Origin of the sequence: Vibrio amylolyticus (assembly GCF_023145695.1) — a bacterium.
Lineage (GTDB): Bacteria > Pseudomonadota > Gammaproteobacteria > Enterobacterales > Vibrionaceae > Vibrio > Vibrio amylolyticus.
Genome location: NZ_JAJHVV010000003.1, coordinates 161,112 through 187,069, shown reverse-complemented (window position 1 = coordinate 187,069; position 25,958 = coordinate 161,112). Strand labels below are relative to the sequence as shown.

Annotated in this window: 21 protein-coding genes; 7 read left to right on the top strand and 14 right to left on the bottom strand. The window is 43.0% G+C overall.

Annotated elements, in window-relative coordinates; genetic code table 11:
• Position 1: 1 nt before the first annotated feature.
• Genes lpxK through KP803_RS05930 form a run of 3 tightly spaced genes read right to left on the bottom strand, consistent with a single transcriptional unit; the run spans position 2 to position 4,886 of the window.
• Positions 2–988 (bottom strand): tetraacyldisaccharide 4'-kinase, encoded by a 987-nt coding sequence (gene lpxK, locus KP803_RS05940; protein WP_248007926.1) that lies wholly within the window; start codon positions 986–988, stop codon positions 2–4.
• 3 nt (positions 989–991) lie between these two features.
• The gene (msbA, locus tag KP803_RS05935) at positions 992–2,740 is read right to left on the bottom strand and encodes a lipid A ABC transporter ATP-binding protein/permease MsbA (protein ID WP_248007925.1); all 1,749 of its coding nucleotides are present in this window, start codon (positions 2,738–2,740) and stop codon (positions 992–994) included.
• Between the two features lie 31 nt (positions 2,741–2,771).
• The gene (locus tag KP803_RS05930) at positions 2,772–4,886 is read right to left on the bottom strand and encodes a DNA internalization-related competence protein ComEC/Rec2 (protein WP_248007924.1); all 2,115 of its coding nucleotides are present in this window, start codon (positions 4,884–4,886) and stop codon (positions 2,772–2,774) included.
• Between the two features lie 188 nt (positions 4,887–5,074).
• Between KP803_RS05930 and KP803_RS05925 the strand changes: the two genes are divergently transcribed.
• A complete protein-coding gene (locus tag KP803_RS05925) occupies positions 5,075–5,584 on the top strand; it encodes a DUF2062 domain-containing protein (protein ID WP_248007923.1) in 510 nt (169 codons plus the stop codon).
• A gap of 144 nt (positions 5,585–5,728) precedes the next feature.
• Here KP803_RS05925 and lolE read toward each other — a convergent pair whose 3' ends face one another.
• The 3 genes from lolE to lolC are packed head-to-tail and all read right to left on the bottom strand — an operon-like array spanning position 5,729 to position 8,863.
• A complete protein-coding gene (lolE, locus tag KP803_RS05920) occupies positions 5,729–6,973 on the bottom strand; it encodes a lipoprotein-releasing ABC transporter permease subunit LolE (RefSeq protein WP_248007922.1) in 1,245 nt (414 codons plus the stop codon).
• Complete coding sequence (gene lolD / locus KP803_RS05915) at positions 6,973–7,662, bottom strand: lipoprotein-releasing ABC transporter ATP-binding protein LolD (protein WP_248007921.1); 690 nt, start codon at positions 7,660–7,662, stop codon at positions 6,973–6,975. Before lolD ends, lolE begins: the two co-directional genes overlap by 1 nt.
• Positions 7,655–8,863, bottom strand: coding sequence for a lipoprotein-releasing ABC transporter permease subunit LolC (gene lolC / locus KP803_RS05910; RefSeq protein WP_248007920.1), 1,209 nt, complete (start codon positions 8,861–8,863; stop codon positions 7,655–7,657). Before lolC ends, lolD begins: the two co-directional genes overlap by 8 nt.
• Positions 8,864–9,092: 229 nt before the next feature.
• Between lolC and KP803_RS05905 the strand changes: the two genes are divergently transcribed.
• From KP803_RS05905 to KP803_RS05890, 4 genes are all read left to right on the top strand, one after another.
• The gene (locus KP803_RS05905) at positions 9,093–9,659 is read left to right on the top strand and encodes a PilZ domain-containing protein (RefSeq protein ID WP_248007919.1); all 567 of its coding nucleotides are present in this window, start codon (positions 9,093–9,095) and stop codon (positions 9,657–9,659) included.
• Positions 9,660–9,669: 10 nt separating this feature from the next.
• Complete coding sequence (gene mfd, locus KP803_RS05900) at positions 9,670–13,131, top strand: transcription-repair coupling factor (RefSeq protein WP_248007918.1); 3,462 nt, start codon at positions 9,670–9,672, stop codon at positions 13,129–13,131.
• A gap of 104 nt (positions 13,132–13,235) precedes the next feature.
• Complete coding sequence (locus KP803_RS05895; protein WP_248007917.1) at positions 13,236–14,093, top strand: peptidoglycan binding protein CsiV; 858 nt, start codon at positions 13,236–13,238, stop codon at positions 14,091–14,093.
• 51 nt (positions 14,094–14,144) lie between these two features.
• The gene (locus KP803_RS05890) at positions 14,145–14,693 is read left to right on the top strand and encodes a GNAT family N-acetyltransferase (protein WP_248007916.1); all 549 of its coding nucleotides are present in this window, start codon (positions 14,145–14,147) and stop codon (positions 14,691–14,693) included.
• A 76-nt stretch (positions 14,694–14,769) separates the two neighbouring features.
• Here the strand turns inward: KP803_RS05890 and KP803_RS05885 are convergent, their stop codons facing one another.
• The 7 genes from KP803_RS05885 to hinT all read right to left on the bottom strand — a co-directional run bounded on the left by KP803_RS05885 (position 14,770) and on the right by hinT (position 20,884).
• Complete coding sequence (locus KP803_RS05885) at positions 14,770–16,059, bottom strand: NAD(P)/FAD-dependent oxidoreductase (RefSeq protein WP_248007915.1); 1,290 nt, start codon at positions 16,057–16,059, stop codon at positions 14,770–14,772.
• A gap of 312 nt (positions 16,060–16,371) precedes the next feature.
• Complete coding sequence (gene ycfP / locus KP803_RS05880; RefSeq protein WP_248007914.1) at positions 16,372–16,911, bottom strand: alpha/beta hydrolase YcfP; 540 nt, start codon at positions 16,909–16,911, stop codon at positions 16,372–16,374.
• A 152-nt stretch (positions 16,912–17,063) separates the two neighbouring features.
• A complete protein-coding gene (locus KP803_RS05875) occupies positions 17,064–17,927 on the bottom strand; it encodes a phosphotransferase (RefSeq protein ID WP_248007913.1) in 864 nt (287 codons plus the stop codon).
• A 55-nt stretch (positions 17,928–17,982) separates the two neighbouring features.
• On the bottom strand, positions 17,983–18,573 hold the full coding sequence (lpoB, locus tag KP803_RS05870; RefSeq protein ID WP_248007912.1) for a penicillin-binding protein activator LpoB: 591 nt from the start codon (positions 18,571–18,573) through the stop codon (positions 17,983–17,985).
• 112 nt (positions 18,574–18,685) lie between these two features.
• Entirely contained in the window at positions 18,686–19,075 is a 390-nt protein-coding gene (locus tag KP803_RS05865; protein ID WP_248007911.1) for a YcfL family putative periplasmic lipoprotein, read from the bottom strand.
• Complete coding sequence (locus KP803_RS05860) at positions 19,075–20,466, bottom strand: COG3014 family protein (protein WP_248007910.1); 1,392 nt, start codon at positions 20,464–20,466, stop codon at positions 19,075–19,077. The genes KP803_RS05865 and KP803_RS05860 overlap by 1 nt, the downstream gene beginning before the upstream one ends.
• A 67-nt stretch (positions 20,467–20,533) precedes the next feature.
• Positions 20,534–20,884, bottom strand: coding sequence for a purine nucleoside phosphoramidase (gene hinT, locus KP803_RS05855; protein WP_248007909.1), 351 nt, complete (start codon positions 20,882–20,884; stop codon positions 20,534–20,536).
• A 264-nt stretch (positions 20,885–21,148) separates the two neighbouring features.
• On the opposite strand from hinT, the gene KP803_RS05850 reads away from it, so the two are divergent.
• Together KP803_RS05850 and KP803_RS05845 are read left to right on the top strand one after the other, a co-directional pair.
• Complete coding sequence (locus tag KP803_RS05850) at positions 21,149–23,140, top strand: methyl-accepting chemotaxis protein (RefSeq protein WP_248007908.1); 1,992 nt, start codon at positions 21,149–21,151, stop codon at positions 23,138–23,140.
• A gap of 171 nt (positions 23,141–23,311) precedes the next feature.
• Complete coding sequence (locus KP803_RS05845; RefSeq protein ID WP_248007907.1) at positions 23,312–24,478, top strand: DUF1887 family protein; 1,167 nt, start codon at positions 23,312–23,314, stop codon at positions 24,476–24,478.
• 90 nt (positions 24,479–24,568) lie between these two features.
• Here the strand turns inward: KP803_RS05845 and fadR are convergent, their stop codons facing one another.
• The gene (fadR, locus tag KP803_RS05840; RefSeq protein WP_248007906.1) at positions 24,569–25,408 is read right to left on the bottom strand and encodes a fatty acid metabolism transcriptional regulator FadR; all 840 of its coding nucleotides are present in this window, start codon (positions 25,406–25,408) and stop codon (positions 24,569–24,571) included.
• Positions 25,409–25,958 lie beyond the last annotated feature (550 nt).

Genomic DNA, 25,958 nt, shown 5'->3' with positions numbered 1-25,958 from the left:
ATTATTCCATTACCTCTTTTATTTTTTCCAAAATGCGTTGCTCATTTGCAGGCTCAAACTCCGCTGAAACAGGCAAATACCACCAGGTTTCTGTCGCAAAGTCTCGGCACTTAACCGCATCTTTTTCAGTCATAATTATATTTGAACCAGCTTGGCTTAATGCATCTAACTCTTGTTGCTGAAAAGCCTGATGATCGGCAAACCCTTTGGTCTTAACCACCTGCGCATCAAGCTCTACTAGTGTATTGAAAAACCTTGGTGGGTGCCCTATTCCAGCGAACGCCACTAAGCGCTCAAGTGATTTCACGGGAACTCGTACACCAGAAACTAAATTGACAGCTTCATCCGGCTTCAGTGTCATTGCAACCTCACCAGAAAAGGCTTGGCCACCATTGGTAATGACAAAATCCACGTCATCTAGGCGAGATGTTTTTTCCCTTAATGGTCCTAATGGTAAAAGCTGCTCACTGCCAAAGCGCCTAACACCATCAACAATAACGAATTCAAGATCACGCTGAAGTGCATAATGCTGAAGCCCATCATCGGTAATAATTACATCGACCCCTTCCGGTAGAAGGGCTTTAACAGCCTCTGAACGGACAGGTGAAACCGCGACAGGAACTTGAGTTCGCTGTTGAATAAGCTTCGGCTCATCACCACAGTGCCCTGTTGGTGTTGAATCATCAACTAGCAAAGGGTAACTCGGCGCTTTTGCACCATAGCCGCGAGAAACCACACCCGGTTTATACCCTTGTTGCGTTAGCTTTTCCACCAGCCAGATCACCACGGGCGTTTTACCATTCCCACCTGCGGTAATATTTCCGACCACGATTACCGGGACTGGAGCCCGATAGCTTTCTTTTTCACCCTCTTCATAAGCGCGTCGTCGTCGAGTCGCTATAAACAAAAAAAGCTGACTCAGTGGCCACAACAGTGGCCACAACAAGTACTTTAGAGGGTGATCTTCAAACCAGATTTTCTCTATCACTGGTTACTCACCAAACTGAATTTTATGCAACTGGGCATAAGCGCCATCTTGCGCGAGTAGTTCGCTGTGCGGCCCACGCTCAATGACTCGACCTTCATCAACAACCAAAATCTCATCCGCTTCTTCAATGGTGGATAGTCGGTGTGCAATAACAAGGACGGTTTTATCTTTTTGAAGCTCATCTAGGGCAGCCTGAATGGCGCGCTCAGATTCTGTATCCAGTGCTGATGTCGCTTCATCTAAAATAAGGACAGGCGCATCACGCAATAGCGCTCGAGCAATAGCAATACGTTGACGCTGGCCACCCGACAAGCTTGCACCGTTTTCGCCAATAACGGTATCTAAACCTTCTTCTAGATTCTCGATAAAGTCCATCGCATGAGCAAGCTTAGCAGCATGTTCTATCTGTTCACGACTGTATTTTTCTGTCGCGGCATAAGAGATGTTATTCGCAATAGTGTCGTTAAAAAGATGAACATTTTGGGAGACCAACGCAAAGTGCGTGCGTAAATTTGTAAGCTCGTAATCACGAACATCGTACCCATCAAGCTTTATTGAACCAGAGTCTACATCGTAGAAACGAGTAAATAGATTAGCGATGGTACTTTTACCTGATCCTGAGCGCCCGACCAAGGCCACCGTCTTTCCTTGGGGAATACTGAAACTTACATCAGATAGTGCGGGGGTCTCTTTACCTGAGTAGGTAAAGCTCACATTTTCAACCTCTACAGAGCCAACTGCTTTTTCTACCTTACGCTTACCATTGTCACGTTCAGTTTCCAAATCCATTAATGAGAATAAAGTCTGACAAGCTGCCATACCTCGCTGAAATTCTGACGTTACATTAGTCAATGACTTCAAAGGTCGCATAAGCGCAAACATCGCAGAGAAAATAACCGTAAATGTACCTGGTGTCAGTTCAGCCCTAATTGAATCAACACTTGCTAGGAATAATACTGTAACCAATGCCACTGACGCGATAAGCTGAATAACTGGGTTGGCGACAGCTTGAGCCGCAACAAGCTTCATCGTCTGCTGGCGCATCTGATTACTAACGCTATCAAAGCGTTTTCGCTCTACCTCTTGCCCACCGTAGCTTAAAACGACTTTGTGACCTTTTAGCATCTGTTCAGCAGAGGAACTAACGCTACCCATGCTAGTTTGCATATTTTTAGAGATTTTTCTAAAGCGTTTGGAAATAATACTGATTCCCCAAGCAACAATAGGAGCAACGAGAAAAAGTACGATTGAAAGTTTCCAGCTATTCCAGAACATGAGCGTAAGCAAACCTATAATGCTCGCTCCCTCTCTCACAATGCTCACTAATGCTCGGCTTGTTGCACCTGCTACTTGTTCTGAGTCATAGGTAATTCTAGAAAGAAGACCACCCGTCGACTCTTTGTCAAAAAAGGCGACTGGCATATGCATAAACTGATGGAAAATCTTGCGACGCATTAACATCACAACGTTACCGGAGACCCAACTCAGACAATACGTTGAAACAAAGCCACTTAAACCACGAATAAACATCATTGCAAAGATGATTAACGGAAGTGTTCTTAAAAAGCTCGACTCAGCTTCACCAAACCCTTCATCCAATAGAGGCTTCAATAACGAGAGCATATAGGTATCAGCTACCGCATTGATTACAAGCGCAACAACAGCGACAGCAAGGCCAGCCTTATATAAACGAATATAAGTCCAAAGTCGCTTGAAAGTATGTAGCGTGGTTTCATCTGTAGTTGTAGACATAGAAGAGCTTTATTTAAGTGCGATATTGTTGCTATTCTACTCCGTTCCGAAGCATCTGCCTATACCAGCGCTCCCCTTCTGCTTGTCGAATTGCAGAAACCTGCCACATATTTTTATCAATCTCGCTTAGATTTTCATCAATATAAATAGTCACTTGACCATATTGACCAGTATCCAACCAAGTAATACCTCTTTGATTGTATCGCTGAACGACTTTTTCATCGGGTAATCTCCAGCGCCCCCCCTTAGATAAAGATGCGATCGCCAACTGCGGATTCACTGATTCAATAAATTGAGGTATAGATGACGTTGCACTACCATGATGTGGCACGATTAAGACATCGCTTTGTAACTCCTTGGGCGTTCGTAGCAATATCCACTCGACCAATGCATCGATATCTCCGGTTAAAAGAAGGCTAAACTGAGCTTTTTCATCGGTTACTCGAATCACACAGGAGTGAGGGTTATAAGCTCTTTCAACTTGCTGCTCTGGCCATAAAATATCAAATTTTAGCCCTTGCCAAATCCAATGCTTTCCTCGAATACAGGGTTGATAGCCGCTCAGTGTTTGGGGAGCAATTTTAAGGCGAGGTGATAACGTATCTTCTATCACACCTCGTCCTCCAGCGTGATCAGCGTCTAAATGGCTCAATATCAGGGCATCAAGTTCATGAATTCCGCGCTTCCTTAATAACGGTAATAATAATGATTCAGCGATTGACCCTTGTTGCCAACGATTCCCAGTATCGTAGACAACTGCGCGACCATTCCTCTCAATGAGGATCGACAGTCCATGGCCTACATCTAAAATATCCACTTTCCACTTTGTTTCATCTTCCTTCTGTATCCAGTTATGCACCACTACCGTAAGTAAAACGACAGCTAACCACACCCGTGCCTGCCAATTTAAGTAATACCCCATAAACATTGCACAACAAACCGTGATAACAAGATAAACCTGATTTATAGACAGCTCTGCCCATGTACCTGACGCATAGCCACTACTCCACTGAACAGGGAGCAGTAAATACTCCACGAGCTGCCAACACAACAAGGAAAAATCAGCATCCAACATCGTCATAAATAACGCAAAAAATATCGAAGGAACAACAAGGAAACTGAACCAAGGAACAAAAATTACGTTATATAACAGACTACTCAAGCTTACCCCATCAAATAGGAAAGCCGTTATTGGGAACATCCAATAGACAATAAGAAGTTGAACCTTTAACCCGGTAAACAGATTGCTTTTCTTTTCTGTTGATTGATGTGTTACTGCGGGTTGGCCCAGTATAAATATCAACATTGAAACCGCATAAAAGGAGAGCCAAAAACTACTCGAAAGCCCTGAGAAAGGATAAATGAGTAATACAATGGATAAGGTAATTAACAATTTCTTAAGTGGTGACTGCCTATTATTCGATAAAACAAATATGCTAGCCAAGATACACATAATGAGTGCGCGACAAGTTGGAATGCTAAACCCGGCTAACCAAGCATAACCACAAGCCAAACCAGTCCCGATTATCCATGGTGCCCAAATAAGAGTGCTCGAACATCGACTGAGTATTTTTCCTAAACAGAAGCCAACGAAAAACATTACACCAATGTGTAAACCAGAGATGGCTATTAAGTGAATAAGCCCACTATCTCGATACTGCTGCCACTGCAAGGGTGTAATGAAGTTTCTCTGACCAAAAACAAGGGCAATGATTGGGCCTTTCACTTCACTGTGATCTAACTTTTTCAGGGTTCGTTCATAAAGTAACTGTCGATAGGAATACTGGCTGGCTACAATAAAGGGGAATCTATGGTTAACGGATGCTTTGGCTAACCAACCTTGAGAAAAATAATACGACTCGATATCAAACCCGACCTCATTGAGCTGTCCATATATCGCCTTAACAAAGACAGTAGCTTCGATTTTGTCGCCAAGCTGAAACGGGTAATCACTGACTAAACGAATCTTGGGCTGTAGAAAATAGGGCAAACTTTGACCATTGATTGATCTAAGTAAAACCGTGCCCTCATAACCATGACGTATTTGCTTAAAAAAGCTGTCAATTTGGGCGGTTATGGTAATATCCGCACCAGATTTGAAAATGATATTCTGCTGTTGTTGTAACTGATGCCCTTTTATAATCACAATGAATATCGCAAGGGAAATGCCAAAAAATCTATGTAAAGCCCTATACTTGATTGAAAGTAAGGCAAAGATAAATAAGATAATAGACCACCAGCTATCCGGTAGTGATGGCCAAAAAGGTGCGGTTAAGACTATTATCGCGAACGAAAGCAACGTCCAGTAATTTATTAAGAGAGTCATATTTCCCGATGCCAAGAAAATTCATCAAACGTTTTATGCCTGACCACTCTGTTATCAAACGTCAGAAGGCATTAAAAATTTTTGGCAATGTGCTGTATAACCCTAATCTATGGTGTCTAAATCGTCGATCCGCTTCCGGTGCGTTTGCTGTCGGTTTGTTCATGGCGTTTGTTCCTCTTCCTAGCCAAATGATCATGGCCGCAGGATTAGCCATTTCCTGTGGCGTTAATCTTCCTCTTTCTGTTGCATTGGTCTGGATAAGTAATCCCATCACCATGCCAGTACTGTTCTATTGTGCTTATAAAGTCGGGGCGTTCGCTATGAATGTTCCAGCGCAAGGTTTTCATTTCGAACTCAGCTGGGAGTTTCTTCTTACCCAAATGAATACCATCGGCCCTCCATTCCTACTTGGCTGCTTAATTTGCGGCATCTTAGCGGCAATGGTGGGATATTTTGGTATCAAAGGTATTTGGCGCTACTCTGTTGTAAGAAGTTGGCAACAACGTCAATCACGCTAATCGACTATTCAAGACATTGAAAGCTCTGCTTTTTAAATTGGAATGTGTCTATTCCTGTCACTGCAAACATCAGTCGACCAGAAATGAAAAAGGACCACCTCGGTCCTTTTTTGTTATCAACTAGCATTAATATATTAAGTAACGTTACTTCGCACTTAACACCTCTGCTGGATTTAGCTTGCTTGCTCTTGATGCTGGGTACCATGTGGCTAATAAGCTAAGAGTAACCGCAGTCAATGACACTAAAAGCACATCATTAAGCATCACCTGGGAAGGAAGGAAATCCACAAAATAAATATCCCCAGAAAGAAATTGGTGATCCAGTAACGACTCTAAGCCTTTAATTAACGAAGTGAGATTTAACGCAACTAATACACCAACCACACTTCCAACAACGCTTCCCATCACGCCAGAAAAAACGCCCTGCCATACAAATATTCGTTTGATCAACCCGTCTGTAGCGCCCATGGTACGTAGGATCGCAATTTCTCCAGCACGATCTTTAACGGCCATCATTAAGGTTGAGACAATATTGAAACTCGCTACTCCAATAACCAGTACCATCACCAAATACATTATGGTTCTAACAAGCTGAATATCTCGATACAAAAAACCAAACTTCTGCTGCCAACTGCGTAGATACACATACTCGTCAAACTTGTTACCCACATTGCGAACAATGAAGGTGGCATTTAGAACATCTGAAACCTTAATCGATACACCAGTAACCTTATCGCCAAGTCGTGCATAACTTTGTGCATCTTGAAGTGGAATCAACGCTAAGTTGTGATCAATTTGACCGTTAAGCGTAAGTAAACCCGCTACCTTGACCCGTACTCTTCGTGGAGCTTGTACCTTCATCGAACCATTGGCGACGGGCAGCATCAAAGTAAATGATTCACCGACTTCTACCCCTATCGATTGAGCAACGCCTTTGCCTAAAATGATCTGCCCTGAACCCGCATGAAAACCATCCCACGCTTGTTCATCAACAAAATCCATTAAACTCGAAACCTCACTTTCTAATTCAGGTTCAATACCGCGAACTTCAATAGCCTTAAGCTGAGAGCCTTTTTCGGCTAAAGCTGTGAGCTTAATAAATGGTGCAGCGGCTAAGACTTGTTCATCGGATGTAGCTTGTTCGACCATTTTTGACCAATCTTGAATCGGTTTTCTGACCCCTTCAAACTCACCATGGGAAACAACCGACAATACACGATCACGCAGTTCACGCTCAAAGCCATTCATCGCCGATAAACCAATGATGATGACCGCCACACCGACAGCGATACCAATGGTCGATGAGAGTGAGATAAACGACACCATTTTATTGCGCTGCTTAGCTCGACTAAAGCGACCGCCAATAAACAGAGAAAGAGATGAGAACATTAGCCTTCCTCAGCGTCATTAATAAGTAGACCATCTTGCATTTTTAACTGACGATCCATTTTACCCGCAAGCTCACCATCATGGGTGACAACCAGAAAAGCGGTCCCCGACTCTTCATTAAGCTGACGCATCAAATCATAGATCGACAGTGCGGTTGCATGATCCAAGTTTCCCGTTGGTTCATCGGCCAAAACCAAGTCTGGTTTATTGACAAGAGCTCGTGCAATAGCGACACGTTGACGCTCACCACCAGAAAGCTCTGAAGGTCTATGCCCTGTTCGGTGAGACAAACCTACTTTATCAAGTAACGCTTTAGCCGCTTCATTGGCTTCACTTCGCTTAGTGCCGCCAATAAGCAGAGGCATTGCCACATTTTCCAATGCACTGAAGTCAGCCAGAAGGTGATGGAACTGGTAAACAAACCCCAAATGACGATTACGTATTTTTGCTTGCTTGTTTGAGCTTAGCTCCGCTAAATTATGGTCTAAAAACGTAACATGTCCCTGCGTACAATCATCCAGCGCACCAAGTAAATGTAATAAGGTACTTTTTCCCGAGCCAGATGTGCCAATAATAGACACCAGTTCACCCTTTTGAAGATCGAAACTCACGCCTTTCAGAACTTGCGTATCTAAAGAGCCGTCATGATACGTTTTACTCACGTTATGACACTGTAGAAGATTATTCATACCTTAAAGCCTCGGCTGGTTTTACTGAAGACGCTCGATAAGAGGGAAACAGCGTCGCTAATAAACTAAGTACCACCGCTAAAATAACGACAATAACAATTTGTGTAGGATTAATTAGAACGGGAAGGTGTCCACCAACAGAAAACAGCGCCACCCCCATGCTTTCCAAAATAGAATTAAGATTGGAAGCGAGTATAACGCCCAAGGTCCCGCCGGTAATCGCGCCTATCACACCACTACTTGCACCCTGAACTATGAAAATGGCAAGTACCTGATGATCAGTCATGCCTTGCGTTTTCAAAATCGCCACTTCGGATTGCTTCTCCATCACCACCATTATGAGGGCTGAAATAATGTTGAAAGCCGCCACACCCACAATAAGCCCCAGCATTAAGCCCATCATGTTCTTTTCCATTCTAACCGCTTGAAACAGTTCACCACGTTGATCACGCCAATCACTCCAATACCAACCTTCTGGTAGCGCTTGTTGTGATAATTCTGCCACGACAAACGGGTCTTCAAAAAACAATCGCCAACCTGAAACCGTGTCTGATGAATAGCGTAATAAACGAGCGGCATCTGAGATATGCGTAATCATCAATTGTGCATCAACATCCGACCCAGTATTGAAAAGCCCGACAACAGTAAAATTACGCTGACTTGGCATGCGCCCAAATGGGGTGTACTGGCTAGCGCTAGTGACCATCAACCTTACTTTGTCGCCCGTAGTGACGTTAAGTGTACGAGCTAGGCTATGCCCAAGAAAGACTTGATACTGACCAGCTTGAAGGTCGGACAATCGACCCGCGATAAGGTGCTGCTCAATCGGGTCATCATCGTCAGGTTGAACACCAAGCATCATGCCTGCCGTCAACTGAGACGGGCTTTGAATCACCGTTTCACTACGCACAATTGGCTCAGGCAGCCTTTGGCTCGACATCTGTTTTATAAACTCAGGCGCTTGATCTACATTTGGTGTCTTGTCCCCCTCTTGAGAGATAACCGCCTGTGGTAACACACCGAGAATGCGGCTCTTAAGCTGAGCTTCAAAACCATTCATAACAGACAAAACCGTGATTAGAGACATCACGCCAATGGTAATCCCAGCCGTGGACATATAGGAAACAAATCGACTGAATCTATCACCGGAACGCCCTCTAAGGTAGCGCAAACCGATATAGAATGAGATGGGAAGGTGCATAGTAAAAACCAAGCTAAAGTGAGCTTTCTACTTTAACGATTTACGAACCCAGGATATAGCTCTATTTTGCTAAATGTAGGTCAATTACACTTAATAACAGCAACATACCTTGATAAGTTCGTCTCTATAGCGATAATCTGATTAACTGCAACACAAAAATTGCGATACAAACTTCCTTCTATTGGTAATAATAAAAGGGCTACTTCATCAATAATAAAGGCGCTCAACCATGTCTAATCAGGAATTCTTTTCCGTTCATCATAATATGACGGCAAATATTGAGCCATTATCGTCTGATTTTGAGTTCCCTAATCAAGAAACTTTTGAATCAGAAATTCCTACCCCTTTTATTGTGGCCAGCGAATTTAGTCAGCTTGATCAACTCAGTGAATCGGCGCGTGTAGAGTTAAAAAACAGCGATTTCAAACACGTCGTGCAGCTATTAGACACTCAAAACTCTAAGCTTAATCTACTGCTAACATTCATGCTTTCTCAGCAAGATGACGAACAGTACCGTAATACAACTCACTCTTTTGGCGCTAGCCAGTTCTCGTATTACAGTGCTATTGAAACGACACTCGACACTAAGGTCAGAGTGAAGCTATTCTTAGACCACCCTGCGGCGGCAATTTATTGTTATGGCGTTGTGAGCCATGTAGAGCAAAATGAAAAAGGATGGGATACGACCATTCAATATGCCTTGCTCCGAGATGAAGATGAAGATCTGCTTATTCGAGCGGCGCTTTACCAACAACAGAAACTTCTTAGACAACGCTCCCTTAATAGAGATAAATAAGTAACCTTTCATGACAACAACAAATATCCTTTCTCTATCGACACCAAAAGGTGCGGGAGACAAAAAATTCATCGGTCACTTAAAAGGCTCTAGCCTTTCTTTAGCGATTGCGGAGCTTGCCGAACAACACTCTAGCCATACTCTTTTAGCCGTAGCCGATCCTCAGACTGCGTTAAAACTTCAGCAAGAAATTGAACAATTCACGAGCCAAGACGTTGCTCTCTTCCCTGATTGGGAAACTCTGCCATACGACAATTTTTCACCACACCAAGAGATAATTTCCGATCGTATCGCTCGTTTATATCAACTGCCATCTCAGAACTCAGGCATCACGATTGTTCCGATCAGTACCCTATTACAAAAACAATCGCCGCGTGAATTTTTGCTCCAACATACGTTGATGGTGAAAACTGGTGACCTTTTCTCATTAGAAAAACTCCGTATCCAATTAGAGCAATCTGGATATCGAAATGTCGATCAAGTCTTTGGGCCTGGTGAATACGCCAGTCGTGGCTCCATACTTGATCTGTTCCCTATGGGCAGCCAAGACCCTTATCGTATCGACTTCTTCGATGATGAAATCGATACGATACGAACCTTTGATCCCGAAAATCAGCGCTCAATCGAAGATATCCAAGAGATACGCTTATTACCCGCGCATGAATTCCCGACGTCTGAATCGGCTATTGAGGACTTTCGTATTCGTTGGCGTCAACGCTTTGATGCGCGTCGCGAGCCTGAATCCGTCTACATGCAGGTTTCTAAAGGCACTTGGCCTTCCGGAATCGAATATTGGCAACCACTGTTTTTTGACCATACAGAGAGCCTTTTTGATTACATAACGCCAGATAGCCAACTCATTGTTGTCGGTGATATCGAGCCTGCCATTGATACTTTCCTTGAGGACGTTGAGCACCGCTATGAACAGCGAAAGATTGATCCATTAAGACCACTGCTGCCACCTGCAGAGCTGTGGCTTAAAAAGGATGAACTCTATAGCCAATTTAAAAAGCTTCCTCAAACTCTTCTCTCTATCGAAGACGTTGAGAAAAAAGCAGGTCGTCATAATTTAGCGATAGACGCTCTGCCTGACCTTGCAGCGCAGCACAAAAATAAAGAACCTCTAGCGGCACTGCGTCAGTTTTCTGAGTCATTCAAAGGGAAAATTATCTTCTCTGTAGAGTCAGAGGGACGACGTGAAGCCCTTCTTGAACTGCTACAAGCGATAAAACTTCGCCCTGTTGAAGCTGAAAGCTTTAGCCAAGCGGTCACTGGCAAAGAGAAATTCTCACTTGTTCTCGGCGCTTGTGAATCAGGTTTTATCGATACCAAGGCAAACATTGCCTTTATTTGTGAAAGCGATCTTCTCGGGGACCGCGTCGTTCAGCGACGTAAAAAAGACCGCAAGACCACCAATAGTGATGCGGTTATTCGTAACCTTGCTGAGCTTAAACCAGGGCAGCCTGTCGTACATATCGATCATGGTATTGGCCGCTATATCGGACTTCAAACTTTAGAAGCCGGAGGAATGACGACCGAGTACGTCACGTTAGAGTATCAAAATGAAGCCAAGCTCTACGTACCTGTTGCCTCACTCAACTTAATCGGCCGCTATTCTGGCGGTGCTGAAGAGAGTGCGCCGCTGCATAAATTGGGTGGCGAAGCTTGGGTCAAAGCGCGTCGCCGTGCGGCTGAAAAAGTACGTGATGTGGCTGCTGAACTTCTGGATGTTTACGCCAAGCGTGAGCTGAAACCTGGCTATAAGTTTGTACTTGATAGAGGGCAATATGCCACATTTAAGGCAGGCTTTCCTTTTGAAGAGACCGATGATCAGGCAACGGCAATCAACGCAGTTATGTCGGACATGTGCCAAGCCAAAGCCATGGATAGACTGGTCTGTGGTGATGTTGGTTTTGGTAAAACTGAAGTCGCTATGCGGGCGGCATTCGTCAGTACTGACAACGATAAACAAGTTGCCGTACTGGTTCCAACAACCCTACTTGCCCAACAACACTTTGAAAACTTCAAAGACCGATTCGCTAATTTACCGATTCGCGTTGAGGTGCTCTCACGCTTTAAATCAGCCAAAGAACAAAAAGCCATCATGCAAGATGTAGCCGATGGTAAAGTTGATATTCTCGTGGGTACCCATAAGCTTCTCTCTAGCGACCTTAAATTCAAGGATTTAGGGTTACTTATTGTCGATGAAGAACACCGCTTCGGTGTCAGACAGAAAGAGAAAGTAAAAGCGATGCGAGCCGATGTTGATATTCTCACACTGACAGCAACGCCTATTCCAAGAACACTGAATATGGCAATGAGTGGCATGCGTGATTTATCTATCATTGCTACACCACCAGCAAGACGTTTAGCCATAAAAACCTTCGTTCGTGAAAGTGATGACAGTGTTATTCGCGAAGCCGTGTTGCGTGAAATCATGCGTGGTGGTCAGGTTTACTTCTTACACAACCAAGTCGATACCATCGACAAGGTAGCAGAAAGCCTAGCCAAACTCATTCCAGAAGCTCGTATTACAACGGCTCACGGTCAAATGAGAGAACGTGAACTAGAAAAAGTGATGAACGATTTCTATCATCAGCGCTTTAACTTACTCGTTTGTACCACCATTATTGAAACGGGTATCGATGTTCCAACAGCGAACACCATTATTATGGATCGCGCGGACAACCTTGGTCTTGCTCAACTTCACCAATTAAGAGGCCGTGTTGGGCGTTCTCATCACCAAGCTTATGCCTATCTGCTCACACCCCACCCTAAAGCAATGAGCAAAGACGCAATCAAGCGACTCGATGCCATCTCCTCTTTAGAAGATTTGGGCGCTGGCTTTACCCTAGCAACACACGATTTAGAGATTCGAGGTGCTGGAGAACTGCTTGGCGACGAGCAAAGTGGTCAGATTCAATCTGTGGGGTTCAACCTTTATATGGAGATGCTTGAGCAAGCTGTTGAAGCACTCAAAGAGGGGAAAGAACCGTCACTCGAAGAACTTCTTCGAGAGCAAACTGAAGTCGAAATGCGCCTTCCTGCTTTACTGCCTGATGACTATATCCCAGATATCAACACGCGTTTATCAATGTATAAACAAATAGCGAGTGTCAGCAGCCCAGACGAGTTAGCCGAACTAAAAGTCGAGTTGATCGATCGATTTGGAACACTCCCTGATGCGGCTAAAAACCTACTCTCTGTTTCACAGCTCAAACTCGATGCCGCTGCAATTAAGGTCAAGAAAATTGAAGCGCACGAAAAAGGCGGATATATTGAGTTCTATCCCGATGCTGACATTAACCCTATGTTTCTGGTTAAACTATTGCAATCTCAGCCACAAAAGTTTGCTATGGAAGGACCAACCAAGCTTAAGTTTACTGTACCATTAGTAGATAGACGTGAACGGGTTCGTTTTGTGGTGAACATGCTAAATGAATTCCAGCAAAACGTTCTTCCTAAAACATAGGCAAGCTAAGCGCTCACAGAGTCGCTAAACAATGAAATGCTATTAAAGTAGATAGCACCTGAATAATTAGTAATTGGTCTTAACCACCAATTGATGGAGTTAAAATGAAGAAACTGGTTCCACTGCTGCTCTTTTTAGTCTCAATGCCAACCATGGCACAAAGACAATTTGATATTGAAGTGATCATTTTTAAACGAGCAGTAGACGCTGAAAAGACCAGTGAGTCATGGCCAATGACGCAAACTGAAATTGACTTAACAAAAACAGGTAGCTTCGCTGATTCTGAATTCCGTGGGTCAAAAGGTGTGTCAATGCTAGGCATGGATGACTACCATCTTTCCGACCAAGTCACCTCTCTCAAAAAACATGCAGGATTTGATGTCTTAGTGCATAAGGCTTGGCGTCAAGGAGACGAAGGAAAGATAGCAGCCCCTGTTTTCCATATTCAAGCTGGGCGTGATTACTCTGAGCTATTTAATTCAGACGGTTCTGAAAAAATTGAATTTACTGACGCGACACCAGTCGAAGGAGTCATTGAGGAGAGCTTTGATCAACCTTTATACGAATTGGACGGGAAACTACAAGTGTACGTTCAGCACTATCTTTATGCTGAAACACAACTCGACCTAAAAAGTCCAAGTATTCGAAAAGTGATATTAGAAGATAAGCAACTTGATAATGACTTTACTGTAGAGCAATTGGAGCTTGAAATGAGCGCTAACGAATCGACAGTAGACGAGTCATTACCCGGGGAAACTCTTCCAGAAGCTGAGGCGGTTAATTCTGATACCACAGTGTTAGCCGGGCATATGAAGGATGTAACTCCGACCGTTGAGGTTGAAGAGTATCTAAAGAACTATAGAATGGACCAAAAGCGCAGAATGCGCAGTACCGAAACTCACTATTTGGACCATCCATTACTGGGTATCATTATCCAAGTTCGCCGTGTCGAGCAGAGCTAAATAAAAACGCCCTCACTCATCGAGGGCGTTCTTTTACGTGAATTCTATTCTATGACCCCTAAATTTACCCTTTCAACCCAACGCCTGAGCCTTCGCTTAATCGAGCACGACGAAGCGGAAAAGCTTCGAGAACTTGTTGTGCGCTCTCCTTCACTTCATCAGTGGATTGACTGGTGTACCCCTACTTTCTCGTTGAAAGACAGTGAACGTTTCCTGCTAGCTACACGACTCAATTGGGTGAAAGGCGATGCATTTGGTTTTGGGTTATTTCGACACAATGATGGAATGTTGGTAGGAATGGTCGCGATCAACGAGCTTTATCATACCTTTAACATGGCAAGCATGGGCTATTGGGTGTCTGACCAATATCAGCATCAAGGCTATGCCAAGGAAGCCGTACAAAAGGTTATAGAGTTCTGCTTTGACTTGCTAAAAGTCACCCGTATAGAACTGGTTTGTGACCCTCAGAATGAAGCCAGTCATGCCCTTGCTGCAAGTTGTGGCGCTGAAAAAGAATCAGTGGCTAGAAATCGTTTTATATTTGATGGACAACCAAAAGACGGGCTAATATTTTCCCTTATCCCGCCTTCCTCTCAATGAACCAATTGTTAACCATAAAACAAAAAAGGAAGAGCAACCGCTCTTCCTTTTTCCTATATACGTATAGAGGTATAAATTAGTGCAACTTCAAGTTTGGACGCAATACACGGTTAATTCGACCGACCAACATCATTAATCCCGTTTTCACAGCGCCGTGTAAAGCCACTTGGTGCATGCGATACAAAGAGATGTAAACCACACGAGCAATACGCCCCTCAACCATCATAGAGCCCTTAGTAAGGTTACCCATCAAGCTACCCACTGTAGAAAAGCGACTGAGAGAAACCAATGAACCGTGATCAGCATATACATAGGGTTTTAATGGCTTATCAGCAAGTTTAGCAACGATGTTCTTATAAACATGGCTAGACATCTGGTGAGCGGCCTGTGCACGTGGTGGCACGAATGAACCATCTTCCTGAGTACATTGAGCTAAGTCACCGATAGCAAAAATACTATCATCGCGAGTCGTTTGCAGTGTATTGGTCACCACCAATTGATTAATACGATTGGTTTCAAGACCCGCTATATCTTTGATGAAGTCTGGCGCTTTAATACCAGCTGCCCAAACCATGATTTGCGCGTCAATTTTCTCACCGTCTTTGGTTACTAAGCCATCTTTATCGGCTTGGGTCACCATAGTCGTTGTGCGTACGTTAACACCAAGCTTAGTTAGCTCTAGGTGCGCTGCACTTGAAATTCTTGGCGGTAAAGCGGGTAAGATTCGTTCACCGGCTTCTACAAGGTTAACATTCAATTTGCTTGAATCTAGATCACCAAATCCATAGGTGCGTAGCTCTTTTACTGCATTGTGCAGTTCTGCTGAAAGTTCTACACCAGTTGCACCAGCGCCTACTATCGCGATATCAACAGTGCCATTACCATTTTTCGCATGAAGCTTCAGGAACTCGTTGTTCATTTCTGTTCTAAAGCGATGCGCTTGCTCTGGGCTATCTAGGAAAATACAGTTATCGCGTACACCAGGAGTGTTGAAGTCGTTAGAGGTTGAACCGATGGCCATAACTAAAATATCGTAGTTAAGTTCACGGCTTGGCATCAGTAGCTCGCCTTGCTCATCTTTTAGTTCACTAAGTCGAATGCTCTTTTTCTCGCGGTCAATACTCTCTAGGCTACCCATTTGAAAGTCAAAACCATGGTTTTTAGCGTGAGCGCGGTAACTTAATGCGTCAACACCCGCATCCAGAGAACCTGTCGCTACTTCGTGCAGAAGAGGCTTCCATAAATGGCTCGCTTTTCTATCTACAAGCGTAACCTTAGCACTCTTTTTCTTACCTAATGTACGGCCCAGTTTTGTAGCTAGCTCAAGGCCACCTGCACCGCCACCTACGACAATAATCTGCGTCATCACAACACTCCCTAATAATAATAAATACTCTGTACACCTTGAGAACTTCAAGATGAAAAATTTGTTGGTATCGGGCTTGTACTTCTTTAGTTCAACGCAATTTCGGATTTGTAGCGCAGAGCGCCAAGAGAAGCATTGGTTGCTTCTTTAAACTTTTATTGATAATTATCAAATAATTTTTATGGAATTCATTATATAGAGGAAAGTTAAGAAGGCAACTGCGAATTTATCTGCAGCTAAAACTAAAAAACACCACGTTTCCACATGGTGTTTTTATAGTCTATCGGGGGATGGGACAATGACTACGGGTCATTAACCATCTTTAAAAGCTTTCATTGCTTGAAGGTGTTGTGAGATTTTCTCAAACTTGTGCTTTTGGTTTTCATCCCAAATGATTTGATAATGCGCTTCAAGTTCTTTCGCAGTGTTAGCACTGTCGCGAATCTCATCGTTAGTTGAGAGAACAACTAAACAGCGACCTTCATTTTTGCTACGAAACTTTTCGACACACTTGGTCGCGATATCTTCATACTCTTCAGGACGATCAATGCGATCCATCATATTATCTTGCGGGTGAAGATTAGGGTTAAACATCACTTGTTTAATCCCACATAAGAATCCAATTCGTTCTGCCCAGAAGCCGCCTAATCCAACACCACAAATTAAGATTTTATCATCAGAAGCTTGCTCAACAACCTTGTGCACTTCTTTGAGCAAATGCTGCATATCATGCTTAGGGTAAAGCGTGCTGTAATTTATAAAACGAACATCTTCATCAATGAATTGTAGCTGCAATATTTTTTCGTGATTTCCAGGGCTTGTTGAGTCGAATCCATGTAAATATATAATCATAATAACGTTCCCCATTTTTTCTCAATCTAACACGAACGATTAGTATTGAAAGGCTTAGACTCAGAATTGACACGTTCAATCTTTGAAACAGTGATCTTGGCACTAATGTGAATAATAATTCATCACTCGAAATTGTTAGCTATGGCGTTTTCTCAAGAGTTTTGACCATTCAAATCGTTAACGATACTTTGTGCTTCAACCAAGAACTTCTCATCGCCCCACAATTGATAAGCAAGTTGATACCATAGCATCGACATCATCTTAATTCTTGGAAGCCAAGCAAGCACCCCCTCTACCCAGTCATCAGCACCACTAATGTCACACAACTGGCAATATCGGTACACTGATTCTAACGGGTTTACCTGAGCGACATGAATACTTAAGGTGAGATCCAAGCGAGGATCCGCAATCGATGCGTACTCCCAATCAATCACTCTATTTGCACCTTCTGTTTTTACCATGTTGTATCCAGCTAAATCGAAGTGACACAAGACAGAGCCAACATCCGCTAAATTTGGAGCACTTCTCAGAGCTTGATATAGATCCTTAACTTGCTCGGTCTTATGCTCTTCTTTTAACTGCAACCAATAATGGTCAACTCGAGCGGTAAAACTGAACGGAGCAACTGGGACTCGCGCCGTATCAAGTTGATGAATGCTGATCATGGTTTTCAATAAAGAATCAAAACTCAGACCAGAGGTTAACGAATCTCCTTCAATCCAGTCTACCAACAAGCCATGTTCATTAACAAAAATAGCTTTGGGCCCAATTTGAGACGATTCAATAGAAGAGAGTAGTTGGTATTCTTGGAAGCGTGAGATAGCAAACGCGTTGGTAATAGGTGTCGTTGGCCGCCATACATAAGTGTTATCATCTGGCAAAACGACCTTCCAACAACGGTTGGTCAGGCCCCCAGTTAATGTCTGGGCATAACTGGGGGGAAGACTAAAGAAGTGATTAAGCGATTGTAACGATACATCTAACTGACAAGCTTCTTGCCAAGACATTCTAGCCATAACTCACCTCTTTAGTACTAGGCTAATTAGCTAGCCTAGATCGGTAAATAAGAAACTACAAACCGAGGAAACTCTTCGATTCTTGTTTACGAATCTCAGTTTCATCTGCCCACTCGATAAGACCCGTTTCAAGATCCATCAGTCTCATCGTCATCTTGTAGTAAACGTCTTTGTCGCTGCCGGCGTTCTTTACAATACTTGATAGGTTACCGTAGAGCATGTATTGCGCTCCAACCATTTTACCAAACTGAATCGCTGTGCTTTGATTAACAAGTTCATCATTATTTTGGAAGTTTAGTTGCTCACGAACAGACTCTACACGGTCCATGTCAACAAAACGGAACTTACCAGAGTTAAGCATTTTAGTGCTGATAGAATCGGTAATGGATTCTGTATCGATATGCTCAGTCGTTTTGTTTTTAATACGCTCAACAAAAACGATAGGACGATCATTTTGAGTGATGTAAGAGACCGAACCAGACATCATCATGCTGTCTATCATTTCGCCAGCAATGGTTTGAAGATCTGTTGAACCAAAATCGATCGTTGTTGTTTCTACCGCTTGTGAATCACCGTAGCTCACTTTATTTGAACAACCACCCAAAATTACCGCTAAGCCTAGTAGTGCTATTACACTTTTTTTCATCTTCATATACCCTTTTTTCTCTGCTTAAGAGAAAGCTTATACTTCAAACAAGCGTCGATTAACGCTGTTCTCGTTCACCTTACTAAAAATCATCAAACTCAAGATAGCCGTTCTATTGAGCAAGCTCTCGAATTTGTACTCGATATTGTGTCCCATTAGGATTCACTGAAACCTCAGAAAGTGCGATAGACTCATAACCTCTGACAATCGCTTTGCGCCATGGCGTGAGTTTAGCATTGACCTCTAAACCTTCATCATTATACCAATAGAATCGGTACTGAATATGTTGGTCACCCGTATAGTGACTTGTGATACGAACAACGCCTCTTGCGTGCCCATCAACTTGTGTGGTTGCAATATCATCAATAACTAAGCGAGAGCCTAAAACATTATCTCCAAAAATAACGTTTTGAGTAGAGCCATCGACTCTTAAGCCCGCTGTGTTATCGGCACATCCACTGACCACTAATGCGGTACATAAAACTAATAGCCACTGTTTCATTACAATCTCCCTAATTGTTTATGCCATATTGTCGCGCTACCGCCTTGTCTTGAAACCCAAACTAAGACAGTACGACCCGCTTCTACATTAAACTCATATTGCTGACCATCAACATCAATCTGTTGTTTACCCGCAGTTACAGCTTGACCGCTACTGTAGACCTCTCCCGGGAGAGTTTGCCAACTGCGAGTATCGGGCTGTTCGGTCAGTGTATTCCATAAATTAAAGACCAAATTAACTACATCATCACCTTGCGCTGCCTCTTTGCGCAATTGATCTTTAGCATAAACGCGTAATGCTTGGCGGATGACCATAGAAGGCATGCGCTCAGAAAGATCGCGTTGTGCCATCAAGTTAACGTCTGCAAGCTGATACTCCGTTACTCTATCCCCATTGAGCTGCATTGAACTAAAGCGTTCTGAGGTGGTATTAGCGTAATATGGCAAGGCTAAAGAATACAAAGCGCCATCACCTCGGCTGTCATAAATCGGTAAAGTTAGCTGCCAACTCTGTAGTGCTTCTACAACACCTTGCTCTTGTAAAACAATCACTCGTGCTTGATCATCTTTTAGAGTCTGTTGCTCACCATAAGTTTCTATTAATTGCTCTAGGTGCTGACTCATACCTAAACGCTTAGCAAGGCGCATGGTTGCTTCTATTATCTGAGGGTTATCAGGCATAACAGCCAACGCCCGTCTGTAATCCACATAGGCACTGTTTAATTCGCGAGAAGTCTCATACATAAGCCCAGATAGATAAAGCAAATACCCATTTTGTACAGCCTGTAAGGTTTTTCCTGCATCTGGGTAATTTGATAACACACTTCCCACATTTGGCGATATCCCTTGAGCCTTCATTGAATTTTGTGCTGATTCAAGTTCAGATTGACGGTCTTGGCGTGCTCTCTCTTGAACTTGATTGGCTCGGCGCATCTCAATAGTTGTCGCTTCTAAATCATTATCTTGCAGATAATTAAGGCCTAAATAGAGGTGCAAAAATCCAAGTTCATAATCTGCTGGGTAATAATTATTTAAGTTATCATTCACAGCAAGTGAAGCCAGACTTGCCGCAGAATCAGAAACGGATATCGTTGCTCTATCCTGCTGAATACGTACAGCTCGGTCACCATCATTAAAACTGCTGTGACTCGATTGATAACTCTCAGCTAAAAATTGGACACGACCTTTCTCTAAGTTATCGAGCACGTCTCCAGCAACAAATTCTGGAAGCCTCTGCTCTGCTTTCTCATATTGTCCGGTTTTAACCGCTTGATAAACACCATTGTTCTGCGCACTGTAGTGGCTAAAAAGATTACCTGCCGACATATTGCTACACGCCGACAGTAGTGCCACTGTCACTGAGACGAGAGTCAGTTTAATCACTCGTTTCACATTCTCTCCTAAACTAACTACGCCTACGAAACTGACCTGGTTGATGAAACTAGCTAAGCTTGAAACGCTAGCTAAGTAGAATTGGACCTAAGGCTCTTCCGCCAACAAGGTGCATGTGAATGTGATATACCTCTTGTCCGCCATACGAATTACAGTTCATGATCAAACGGTAGCCATCTTGAGCAATGCCTTCCTCTTTCGCTATCTTTTTTGCTACCGTGAAGAGTCTTCCCATCACTAACTCATCTTCAGCTTCGATATCATTCACTGTTGGGATCAGTTTATTTGGGATAATCAACACATGAATTGGAGCGCGAGGATTGATGTCTCTAAAAGCAGTGACTAATTCATCTTGATAAACGACATCTGCTGGAATTTCTTTATCGATGATCTTTCTAAAAATGGTCTCTTCAGCCATGAGTAACTCCAATGATTGGTATGTAACTGATTATTATTATGAAGCGAGTTGAACCGCTATCAGTATGCGCTAACAGCGTTCAAAGCTCAATTAAAACCAAAAATCCCAAAAATGAAATTGACTTAACATTTATCAAAAAGAAATTGACTTGAAAATTGATTTTGTCTTACTCGTCAATAAACGTGTACCTTATCCTCAATACAATAATGATAATTTTGTTAATTTTAGGCCTTTGGCCATTTGTGTACACTTTGGGAGATAAGCATGAAAGGATCAGTCATTAGAAGGATGTATGGAGGGTTTACTCTCATCATCATTATGTTCGCCGTTATAACCGTACTAATGCTCAATGGTATGAGTCAGATCCACAGCAATTTTGAATCCGTATCCAAAGTATCGTTACCTTTAGTATCGACCTCCAATCAAACTGCTGTTCAACTTCTTTCGGCTGATAAATCTTTTAAGGACTTCCTTACGACGCAAAATACCGAGCGTATGGCAGCAATGCGTGATGAATTCGCTCAAGCTAAAACTCGTTTTGAAGAAACCTTCGCTCAACTTCAAACTGCAAGTGCTAATGAGGCAACCCTTACCGACAATATCGAGCAACTAAAAGTCATGGAAGCACGTTACTTTTCAGAAGCAACCGAAGCTATGAATAACTACGAGGCGATGTTCGCTGCACAAGCACAAGTACAAGAATCAACTCGACAATTCCAACGCCTTCACTCTGAACTTAGCACGGGCATGAAAGAGTATGTTGATGACCAAAGCAGCATTTCAGTTAAAGTTATGGCAAAGAGCTACTTCATTAAACTAAAAGATGCCGAGGTGATCACTTCTGATGCACTGGCTAGTTCTGATGTGGAGTTTGTAAATAAAGCCGTAGCCAAAAACAAGAAAGCGGTCACTCACTTAAACTACGCGTACCGTGGCCTAACGTCACAAATGCCCGAACTAAAAAAAGTATTCCAAGAATCAGTTGATAACTTTAGCCGCGACGTCGGTCAAAAAGGCGGCGTACTTGACCAGCATAATAACTACTTAATGGCTAGAACTGCGCTTTACGAGAACATTGCAAACCTGGCTGTTGAAGTCGATAACGCGATGGTAATACTCGACTCATTCAACGTCACAGCATCAGACAAACTCAACAACTCATTAACTGAAGCCGGAGAGGTTTATAACCAAGGCTTTATCAAAGCCATCGTTATTTGCGCGATTGTTGTTATCTTCGCTACCGCTATCGGTTACCACATTGCTCAAAGCGTTCGTGAACCACTAACCCGCATTCTAAAAACCCTTGAGAGCCTCACCGAAGGGGATATGACTCAGCGGATCGATATTCGTTATAACAATGAATTTAGTCGAGTGAGTGGTCACATCAATTCACTTGCAGACAACCTACACAATATCCTTGTGGAGCTAAATGACGCGTCTGACAACCTAACAAGTACCGCCAACACCAACCAGTCAACATCCACACAAGCACAAGGCCAGCTGAATTCACAACGTGAGCAAACCTCTAACGTAGCAACGGCGATGACTGAAATGGCGCACTCGGTACAGGAAGTCGCTCAAAGTGCCCAAAGCTCTCAACAGATGGTACAACAAGTCGAGACCGCTTCCGAGTCCGGTCGCCAGATCATGAGCACCAACATATCAACAATCAATCAACTCGAAACTCGACTGAACCAATCAGTAGAGGCCGTAGGTGACTTGCAGAGAATGAGCAGCCAAATAGGGTCTATTCTGGATGTTATTCGAAATATCGCAGAGCAAACCAATTTGTTGGCTTTGAACGCAGCGATTGAAGCAGCACGAGCTGGAGAACAAGGAAGAGGGTTCGCTGTTGTCGCGGATGAAGTTCGAGTTCTCGCACAGCGTACAACTGAATCTACGAGCGAAATTGAAAGCATGATTGGCAATCTACAAAGTAGCTCCTCTTCTGCGAGCAAAGTGATTGAAAGTTGTAAAAATGATATGGAGCTTTCCGTCGAGCAAGCGTCTAATGCCAATAGCGCAATGGAAGAGATTCAAGCACTGATCCTAGAAATCAGCCACATGAGTACTCATATTTCTCAAGCGGCCGGTGAGCAAAACGAAACAACATCAGAGATCGCAAGAAATATAGAAGAGATTAACCTGATTGCCGATACGAGCTATCAAGCAATGTCTGAGATTGCGGAAACCAGTGCGAGCTTGACTCGTCTAGCAAGTCAACAAGGTGAATTAGTTCATCGCTTCAAGCTATAGAGAGAAAACTCGTTAGAACAAACGACACTCTCTAAACAAAACATAAGAAAAGGGCGACTTTAATTTAAGGTCGCCCTTGTTTTTTTATGTGTTCATCGTCATATCTTAATGATATGGCTTGCAATGCCTTATTTCCCAATCTTTATTGCAAGCCGAACATGAGGAATAGTTATGGCAGTTCATGTTGGGATCATCGATCAGGACCCTGTCCGTCTTGTAACCCCACTGCTCGATCATCGAAGTATTAGTTCGCACATCATTTTTATCGGCGACAAAACACAAGAAGCTGCATACCTCCGCTTGCATACTGTACTTGAACAACGCTCCATCACTTCAGAATTTTTTGAGATTCCTTCTGTTGTGAACACCGGCTTAATTAAAGAAGCTGTGCAAGTACTTGCCGAAGATCTAAAGACACGAGGTGAAGAAGTAAAACTCAACGCTAGTTGCGGGTTAAGACATCGCCTACTTTCTGTTTACGAAGTGTTTCGTACTTACCACTGGCCTATTTTTGTGGTTGAACCGAACAGTGACAAATTATGTTGGCTATATCCTGAGACTAAAGAAGACACTCAAGTTCAAGATCATATAACTATTGCAGACTATTTAACTATTTTTGGCGCTAGAGGGGAATTTAATGAATTTGAACTTCCCCCCCAACTCGATCAAACGCTTTACCAACTTGGTGAGCGATGGGCGAGCAATGCTTTAGAGCTAGGGCCTGGCTTAGCTACGCTAAATTACCTTGCGACAACTTGCCGAAAAGAACAAAAGCTTGATGTGGCCCTATCCGAAAAGCAACAAGGGTACAAAGAGCTAAACATGTTACTCAGCGACCTTGTTGATGCTGAGATTGCGACCTACAACAACGGTGTTCTTACATTTATTAGTGAAGATGCTAGACGATTTTCAAACGGGGAATGGCTTGAAACGCTGGTTCACAGCACGGTAAAACAGATTCAAGACGATATGCCGACCATTCAAGATCGTTCTCTTAACGTTCAAGTTTATCGCCAACTCGGAGAGCGAGAAGTACGAAATGAACTGGATGTCGCTTCGGTTGTGAACAATAAGCTCCATATAATCGAGTGTAAGACGAAAGGAATGCGAGATGACGGCGATGATACTCTTTACAAGCTAGAGTCTCTCAGAGACCTGTTAGGCGGCTTACAGGCGCGCGCAATGCTCGTCAGTTTCCGTCCACTTCGTCATAACGATATAACTCGCGCCGAAGATCTGGGTCTTGCTTTGATTGGTCCTGAAGAGTTAAAGAATTTAAAGCATCATTTGAGAATTTGGTTTCAGGGTGCAGGTGGTGATGAAGAGTTACAACTATAACCACCAAAATCAGTAACAAAAAAGCCCTAACTCATTAGGGCTTTATTATTTAATAGTTGGTTAACCTTTTATTTCGATTACAAATCGAAGTTAACTATCATCTTCAGTGAAGTTGGTCGGCAGTGTCATTTTCATTTGGTTCCAAATTTGAGCACTTTCCATTCCATAATGACGTATCACTAATGGTAATTTCTCACGATCGCCACTTTCACAGATTTCCAACAACTGAGAATAGAAATCCATCGCTAGCTTACGCGCTTCAGGGTTTGAGAAATAATAGCTACCTACACGGTCATACAGCTTTTTCACGCCGTTGAATATAAGTCCGTAGATCTTATTCCCTGAATGAAAAGCCAAACGCTGGAACAACATATAATCGTAGAAATTAAAGGTACGAGCTAATAAGATCTCTTGTCGCTTCGCTTCATCTTTCTCACCATCATCTTTTACATGTTGGCGTATTTTGTCCGCGTATGGTGATGTTGCCATGAACTCATCCCAATCGCTGGCTTCAACGAGCGCCTGGCAAGACTCCATAACAGAGGTGATGGTTTTTTCTGACCCTTCTTTATTAGCTTTAAATGCATAACGCATAAAGATTGGGCTGATATTAGTACGAGCAGCTAATAAGTCTTCAACAATCAACGTTGCATTGTCAGCATCGAGGGTCATTAACGTGTCCAAGATATGCAAACCTGACGTTTCCATAAATTGATTAACCTTCGTTGGCTTACCATGTTGAATTGTTAGCCAACCATCACGCGCTAATCGTTGTAAGACTTCTCTTAACGTAGTACGGGTAACACCAATAAGTTCCGAAAGCTCGCGTTCAGCTGGTAAAATGGAACCAGGTGGAAAACGGCCGTTCCATATACTTTCAATGATATATTTTTCTGCAAATCCTGCTGGGCTTTTAGCCTTAATGACCATTAGGTACTTTCTCGTTCTATTTTATTGTGTCTAATATTACTCATCATACCACTAGTTCAATGGGTTCGGAAACAAAGAGATAGAAAACTGGCTCAGCCTTGCGTTTAGAGTTTTTACTCAGCCACGTGGTAATTGTAACTTTGGTTACTTGGAGTCAGTTTTGTATCAAACAACATAGTTTTTGCATATTTAGTTAACACTCGCATTGACTGGTATTACTGAAACGAGAAATAGACACGACCAATCGTTACGTTAATGATTCAAAAATCACATCAATAACTACCTCTAAATAAGTATAAACACCCCAACACCGCACCAATTAACATGACATTAACAAAATAAACCAAATTGACCTACGTAGATCGCGTTTCTGGTGAAATGTATCCAAATGTTACTTTCAGTGAGACTTTCTTATTGACTATAAATATCGTGAGAGTAGAGTTGCGGTCGTAGTTAATAGTGCTTGTCGTTCTCAGGGAGTGACTTGGCAAGGCCACAAATTTGTTACGATATTGTTGTTTTACTAAGTCACTGTTGGACCGAATGTTTT

Coding starts and splice junctions, on each gene's coding strand:
- msbA (WP_248007925.1), bottom strand. CDS start 2,740: ATGTCTACAACTACAGATGAAACCACGCTACATACTTTCAAGCGACTT.
- KP803_RS05925 (WP_248007923.1), top strand. CDS start 5,075: ATGCCAAGAAAATTCATCAAACGTTTTATGCCTGACCACTCTGTTATC.
- lolE (WP_248007922.1), bottom strand. CDS start 6,973: ATGTTCTCATCTCTTTCTCTGTTTATTGGCGGTCGCTTTAGTCGAGCT.
- lolD (WP_248007921.1), bottom strand. CDS start 7,662: ATGAATAATCTTCTACAGTGTCATAACGTGAGTAAAACGTATCATGAC.
- lolC (WP_248007920.1), bottom strand. CDS start 8,863: ATGCACCTTCCCATCTCATTCTATATCGGTTTGCGCTACCTTAGAGGG.
- KP803_RS05905 (WP_248007919.1), top strand. CDS start 9,093: ATGTCTAATCAGGAATTCTTTTCCGTTCATCATAATATGACGGCAAAT.
- mfd (WP_248007918.1), top strand. CDS start 9,670: ATGACAACAACAAATATCCTTTCTCTATCGACACCAAAAGGTGCGGGA.
- KP803_RS05895 (WP_248007917.1), top strand. CDS start 13,236: ATGAAGAAACTGGTTCCACTGCTGCTCTTTTTAGTCTCAATGCCAACC.
- KP803_RS05890 (WP_248007916.1), top strand. CDS start 14,145: ATGACCCCTAAATTTACCCTTTCAACCCAACGCCTGAGCCTTCGCTTA.
- KP803_RS05885 (WP_248007915.1), bottom strand. CDS start 16,059: ATGACGCAGATTATTGTCGTAGGTGGCGGTGCAGGTGGCCTTGAGCTA.
- ycfP (WP_248007914.1), bottom strand. CDS start 16,911: ATGATTATATATTTACATGGATTCGACTCAACAAGCCCTGGAAATCAC.
- KP803_RS05875 (WP_248007913.1), bottom strand. CDS start 17,927: ATGGCTAGAATGTCTTGGCAAGAAGCTTGTCAGTTAGATGTATCGTTA.
- lpoB (WP_248007912.1), bottom strand. CDS start 18,573: ATGAAAAAAAGTGTAATAGCACTACTAGGCTTAGCGGTAATTTTGGGT.
- KP803_RS05865 (WP_248007911.1), bottom strand. CDS start 19,075: ATGAAACAGTGGCTATTAGTTTTATGTACCGCATTAGTGGTCAGTGGA.
- hinT (WP_248007909.1), bottom strand. CDS start 20,884: ATGGCTGAAGAGACCATTTTTAGAAAGATCATCGATAAAGAAATTCCA.
- KP803_RS05850 (WP_248007908.1), top strand. CDS start 21,149: ATGAAAGGATCAGTCATTAGAAGGATGTATGGAGGGTTTACTCTCATC.
- KP803_RS05845 (WP_248007907.1), top strand. CDS start 23,312: ATGGCAGTTCATGTTGGGATCATCGATCAGGACCCTGTCCGTCTTGTA.
- fadR (WP_248007906.1), bottom strand. CDS start 25,408: ATGGTCATTAAGGCTAAAAGCCCAGCAGGATTTGCAGAAAAATATATC.